Genomic DNA, 5,628 nt, shown 5'->3' on the forward strand with positions numbered 1-5,628 from the left:
CTTTTATCTCCCCAAGGTAGACAGATTTTCGCTCAACGCAAGATTGATGTGGAACCTGTCTTTGGGCAGATAAAGGCTTGTTTGGGTTACAAGAGATGTAATCTGAGAGGGAAGCGTCAAGTGAGAATTGACATGGGATTGGTACTTATGGCCAATAACCTCCTAAAATACAATAAGAGAACGACTCAAAATTAAAAAGCTAGAGTTCCGCAATTGGGAAGCTCTAGCTTTTTTTGTGGCTGAGAATTATTTTGTCCCAGGCTCATTTTGTGTGCAAAGAGGAAGTCCAATAAAACAACCATTTTATCCCACTATTTCCCTAGGCAGAATTGGCTGAAGAGTTGGGTGATGAGTTCGTCTGGAGCGGCGTCACCTGTGATTTCGCCGAGGATTTCCCAAGTGCGGGTCATATCCACTTGTAGCAGGTCAACGGGCATGCCCAGCTCCAAGCCTTGATTGACAGCGTGTAAACTTTCCAGCGCTTGCTCAATTAGCGAGATATGGCGGGTGTTGGACAGGTAAGTCGCATCTTGCTCAACCAGACCTGCATTTTCAAAGAAAAGTTGATTGATACGCTCCTCAATTTTGTCAATATTTTGATTTTTGAGAACGGAAATCTTGATGCAGTCGCTAGGCAGCTGCTGAATGTCGATTTGCTCGGGGAGGTCGGTCTTGTTCAAAAGAATGATGCGGTTGCTATCTTTGCTAATCTCCAAGAGCTTGCTGTCTTGGTCGGTTAGAGGCTCGCTGGCATTAAGTACAAGAAGCACCAAATCGGCCTCCTGCAAGGCTTTTTTAGAACGCTCAACTCCGATTTGCTCCACCAAGTCATCCGTGTCGCGGATACCTGCCGTATCAATCAGCTTGAGTGGAACGCCATTGATGTTGACGTATTCTTCGATGACATCGCGCGTCGTGCCAGCAATATCAGTCACAATCGCCTTGTCCTCGCGTAGCAAATTGTTCAAAAGACTGGATTTCCCAACATTGGGGCGACCGATGATAGCGGTAGAAATCCCTTCGCGCAAAATTTTCCCGCGGCGAGCTGTTTTCAAGAGATTGGTCAGTAGTTGCTCAAATTCTTGTGTTTTTTCACGCAAGAGCTGGGTGGTCATCTCCTCAACATCGTCGTACTCGGGATAGTCAATATTGACCTCGACTTGAGCCAGCGTATTGAGAATTTCTTGGCGCGTCTTGTTAATCAGCGTGGACAGAGAGCCGTCTAGCTGCTTGACGGCGATATTCATGGCTTTGTCGGTCTTGGCACGGATAAGGTCCATAATAGCCTCGGCCTGGGTTAAATCAACCCGTCCATTGAGAAAGGCGCGCTTGGTAAATTCGCCGGGCTCAGCCATTCGAGCTCCCTCGCGGATAACCAGTTGCAAAATTTCATTGGTGACTGCAATCCCGCCGTGGGTGTTGATTTCGATGATGTCTTCCCGCGTAAAAGTCTTGGGCGAGCGCATGGCGCCGACCATTACCTCGTCCAAAATCTCCTGAGAATGAGGGTCTACGATATGGCCATAGTTCAGCGTGTGGCTAGCCACCGTAGTCAAGTCTTTTCCTTTAAAAATCTTTTGGGCAATAGCAAAGCTGTCTGTCCCACTCAGTCGGACAATGCCAATCGCTCCCTCACCCAAGGGCGTAGAAATAGCAGCAATCGTGTCAAATTCTTTGGTAATCATAGTTCAACTCTTTCTTTAGGTTCTCTAACTAGTTTACCACGATAGAGTGAAATTGTCTCGGGTGAGGAAATTTTTTATTGTTTGAATTTGATAAAACTAAGAGATCAGTCTAGTTTTCTCTAAAAATTCTGACTTTTGAAAATGTTTTATCTATAAAAGTAATAAAGCGTAAACCCTTTCATCTATACTAGTTTTTTGATATAATAAAAGATAGGAAATTAGCAAATCTGCTATAAAAAAGAGGATTTCATATGGAGCATTTGAAAAAACAAACGGGTGTTAGGGCGGCGAAATTTGTAAAAGACGGTATGGTTGTTGGGCTGGGAACAGGTTCAACTGCTTATTATTTTGTTGAAGAAATCGGACGGCGAGTCCAAGAAGAGGGCTTAAAAATCGTTGCTGTGACGACTTCAAGCGTCACGAGTGAGCAGGCGAAGAGCTTGGGGATTGAGTTGTTGGACATTGACCAAGTAGAAGCGGTCGATGTGACGGTGGACGGTGCGGACGAAGTAGACAAGGACTTCAACGGCATCAAAGGCGGTGGCGGCGCCCTTCTCATGGAGAAAGTCGTGGCTCTGCCGACCAAGCACTATATCTGGGTTGTTGATGAGAGCAAAATGGTTGAAAAGCTGGGCGCTTTTAAACTCCCTGTCGAAGTGGTGCGCTACGGTGCTAAGCAAGTTTTCCGACGCTTTGAAAAGGCGGGCTATAAGCCTTCTTTTCGTGAGAAAAATGGCAGCCGTTTTATCACCGACATGCAAAATTTCATCATTGACCTTGACCTTGGCGTCATTGAAAATCCGCTGGCGCTGGGGCAAGAATTGGATCAAATGGTCGGAGTGGTCGAGCATGGGCTCTTCAACCAAATGGTTGATACGGTCATTGTTGCTGGACAAGGCGGCCTGCAAATTTTAGAAGCAAATAAGGAAAAATAGAAAAGAGGATAAGTATGTCAAAATTTAATCGTATTCATGTGGTAGTCATGGATTCTGTTGGAATTGGTGCGGCGCCAGACGCCAACAATTTTCAAAACGCGGGCGTTCCAGACGGCGCCTCAGATACTTTAGGGCATATTTCAAAAACAGTGGGACTAGATGTGCCTAACATGGCGAAAATCGGTCTGGGAAATATCGAGCGTGAAAATCCGATCCAGACGGTTTCCAAAGAAGAAAATCCCAGCGGCTACGTTACCAAGTTGCAGGAAGTTTCGCTGGGCAAGGACACTATGACCGGTCACTGGGAAATGATGGGTCTTAATATCACCGAACCTTTTGACACTTTTTGGAATGGATTTCCAGAAGAACTGATTGAAAAAATCGAGAACTTTTCAGGGCGTAAGGTCATTCGTGAAGCCAACAAGCCTTACTCTGGTACCAAGGTGATTGATGATTTTGGACCACGCCAGATGGAAACGGGTGAGCTGATTATCTACACATCTGCCGACCCGGTGCTGCAAATCGCAGCACACGAGGACATTATTCCGCTGGACGAGCTATACAAGATTTGTGAATATGCGCGTTCGATTACGCTGGAGCGTCCGTTGTTACTCGGACGGATTATCGCTCGTCCTTATGTTGGTGAGCCGGGCAATTTCACCCGTACATCCAATCGCCATGACTATGCCGTTTCACCATTTTCTCCGACCGTTTTGGAAAAATTGGACGAAGCAGGAATTGACACTTATGCAGTCGGAAAAATCAATGATATTTTCAACGGTGCAGGAATTAACCACGACCTAGGGCACAATAAAAATAATATGCACGGGGTGGATAATTTAATCAAGGCGCTGAAGGATGAGAATTTCAAACGCGGTCTGTCCTTCACTAACTTGGTGGATTTTGATGCTCTGTTTGGGCATCGTCGCGATCCGCATGGCTACCGCGATTGCTTGCAAGAGTTTGATGCGCGCCTGCCAGAAATCATCGAAAACATGCGTGAAGACGACCTACTCATGATTACGGCTGACCACGGAAATGATCCGACTTACGCTGGAACGGACCACACCCGCGAGTACATTCCACTTTTAATGTATGGAAAATCACTCAAAGAAACTGGGACTATTCCTGTTGGGCACTTTGCGGACATATCTGCTACCATTGCTGACAATTTCGGTGTGGACAAGGCCATGATTGGGGAATCATTCTTGGATAAGTTGGTGTAAATAACAGAAAGTGAAAAACGATGACTTTATTAGAAAAAATTATCGAAACGAAAGAATTTTTAGAAGGCAAAGGAATGATTAAGCCTGAGTTCGGTTTGATTTTGGGTTCTGGCTTGGGCGAATTGGCTAATGAAATCGAACATGCTATTAGTATCGACTATGCGGACATCCCCAACTGGGGGCGTTCGACCGTCGTCGGACACGCTGGCAAGCTGGTCTACGGCGAGCTTTCTGGACGCAAGGTTCTGGCGCTCCAAGGCCGCTTCCATTTTTACGAAGGCAATCCTATGGAGGTGGTGACTTTCCCTGTTCGTGTCATGAAAGCGCTGGGCGCAACTGGCGTGATTGTCACCAATGCTGCCGGTGGTATTGGCTATGGACCAGGTACCCTTATGGCGATTAGCGACCACATCAATCTGACTGGGGAAAATCCTTTGATTGGAGCGAATTTGGACGAATTTGGTCCGCGTTTTCCAGATATGTCGGACGCTTATACCAAGGCTTATCGCGAGACGGCGCAGGCTGTAGCGGGCAAACTCGGTATTGACCTAGCAGAAGGTGTCTATCTGGGCGTGACGGGGCCGACCTACGAAACGCCTGCTGAAATCCGTGCTTTTCAAACCCTAGGCGCTAGCGCTGTTGGCATGTCAACTGTGCCAGAGGTCATCGTGGCTGCCCATTCTGGTCTCAAAGTGCTGGGCATCTCAGCCATTACCAATTTTGCGGCTGGTTTCCAAAGCGAGCTTAACCATGCAGAAGTGGTGGAGGTAACTGAGCGTATCAAGGAAGACTTCAAGGGTCTGGTTAAGGCTATTTTGGCAGAATTATAAAGATTAACAAATTTTTAATAGGAGAATAAAAATGTCAATTCATATTGCAGCAAAGCAAGGCGAAATTGCTGATAAAATTTTACTTCCGGGGGACCCACTGCGTGCCAAGTTTATCGCAGAAAACTTTTTGGAAGACGCGGTTTGCTTCAACGAAGTCCGCAACATGTTTGGCTACACAGGGACTTACAAGGGTCATCGTGTCAGCGTCATGGGGACAGGTATGGGCATGCCGTCCATTTCTATCTATGCACGCGAGTTGATTGTGGACTATGATGTCAAGCGCCTTATTCGCGTGGGAACAGCGGGCTCTCTGAGTCAGGACGTCCATGTCCGCGAATTGGTTCTGGCGCAAGCCGCAGCGACTAACTCCAACATCATCCGCAATGATTGGCCTATGTATGATTTTCCGCAGATTGCTAGCTTTAACTTGCTGGACAAGGCTTATCATATTGCCAAAGACCTTGGCATGATTACCCATGTCGGTAGCGTCCTTTCATCTGATGTTTTCTATTCAAACTTCTACGAACAAAATATCAAACTGGGAACTATGGGGGTTTTGGCTACTGAAATGGAAGCTGCAGCTCTCTACTATCTAGCGGCTCAGCATGGAGTTGAGGCACTGGGAATTATGACCATTTCTGACAGCCTTGTCAATCCAGACGAGGATACCACGGCAGAAGAACGCCAAACTACCTTCACCGATATGATGAAGGTCGGCCTTGAAACCTTGATTTCGGAATCATAACCACCCGTCTAACGGGTGGTTTGCACCAGGGCTATAAGCCCAAATTACCAGCCAGCGCCTAAAGACGCTGGCTTTCACGTTGTTCAAGCCTTATTGCTCTTGACTCGTCACTTGCCTCTCAAAGAGGCGTGTGCACTACTTGCCATTATCCCTAAAGGGATCTTCATACTCTTTCACACTTAATTTATCTAGTGCGATGTCCTGCTT

The 5,628-nt window shown here is 46.7% G+C and carries 6 protein-coding genes and 1 pseudogene; 5 read left to right on the forward strand and 2 right to left on the reverse strand.

Features of this window, described 5'->3' with window-relative positions; genetic code table 11:
* The coding region (locus A3I3_RS0109005; RefSeq protein WP_018371436.1) for a transposase at positions 1-195 on the forward strand (195 nt) is incomplete at its 5' end.
* Between the two features lie 116 nt (positions 196-311).
* Here A3I3_RS0109005 and mnmE read toward each other — a convergent pair.
* Complete coding sequence (mnmE, locus tag A3I3_RS0109015; protein ID WP_018372372.1) at positions 312-1,685, reverse strand: tRNA uridine-5-carboxymethylaminomethyl(34) synthesis GTPase MnmE; 1,374 nt, start codon at positions 1,683-1,685, stop codon at positions 312-314.
* Between the two features lie 251 nt (positions 1,686-1,936).
* On the opposite strand from mnmE, the gene rpiA reads away from it, so the two are divergent.
* The 4 genes from rpiA to deoD are packed head-to-tail and all read left to right on the forward strand — an operon-like array spanning position 1,937 to position 5,421.
* Positions 1,937-2,620 carry a ribose-5-phosphate isomerase RpiA gene (gene rpiA, locus A3I3_RS0109020; RefSeq protein ID WP_018372373.1) on the forward strand — a complete coding sequence of 228 codons (684 nt, stop codon included), beginning with the start codon at positions 1,937-1,939 and terminating at the stop codon, positions 2,618-2,620.
* A 14-nt stretch (positions 2,621-2,634) separates the two neighbouring features.
* A complete protein-coding gene (locus tag A3I3_RS0109025) occupies positions 2,635-3,846 on the forward strand; it encodes a phosphopentomutase (protein ID WP_018372374.1) in 1,212 nt (403 codons plus the stop codon).
* 20 nt (positions 3,847-3,866) lie between these two features.
* Positions 3,867-4,676, forward strand: a complete 810-nt coding sequence (locus tag A3I3_RS0109030) for a purine-nucleoside phosphorylase (RefSeq protein WP_018372375.1) — start codon at positions 3,867-3,869, stop codon at positions 4,674-4,676.
* 31 nt (positions 4,677-4,707) lie between these two features.
* A complete protein-coding gene (deoD, locus tag A3I3_RS0109035) occupies positions 4,708-5,421 on the forward strand; it encodes a purine-nucleoside phosphorylase (protein WP_018372376.1) in 714 nt (237 codons plus the stop codon).
* A 135-nt stretch (positions 5,422-5,556) separates the two neighbouring features.
* Here the strand turns inward: deoD and A3I3_RS10905 are convergent.
* Positions 5,557-5,628 (reverse strand): annotated as a pseudogene (locus A3I3_RS10905) (IS200/IS605 family transposase); the annotation flags it as partial.

The organism is Streptococcus massiliensis DSM 18628 (assembly GCF_000380065.1).
GTDB classification, from domain to species: domain Bacteria; phylum Bacillota; class Bacilli; order Lactobacillales; family Streptococcaceae; genus Streptococcus; species Streptococcus massiliensis.

Excerpts from the sequence above, each read along its gene's own strand:
- mnmE (WP_018372372.1), bottom strand. The coding sequence starts at position 1,685 with ATGATTACCAAAGAATTTGACACGATTGCTGCTATTTCTACGCCCTTG.
- rpiA (WP_018372373.1), top strand. The coding sequence starts at position 1,937 with ATGGAGCATTTGAAAAAACAAACGGGTGTTAGGGCGGCGAAATTTGTA.
- A3I3_RS0109025 (WP_018372374.1), top strand. The coding sequence starts at position 2,635 with ATGTCAAAATTTAATCGTATTCATGTGGTAGTCATGGATTCTGTTGGA.
- A3I3_RS0109030 (WP_018372375.1), top strand. The coding sequence starts at position 3,867 with ATGACTTTATTAGAAAAAATTATCGAAACGAAAGAATTTTTAGAAGGC.
- deoD (WP_018372376.1), top strand. The coding sequence starts at position 4,708 with ATGTCAATTCATATTGCAGCAAAGCAAGGCGAAATTGCTGATAAAATT.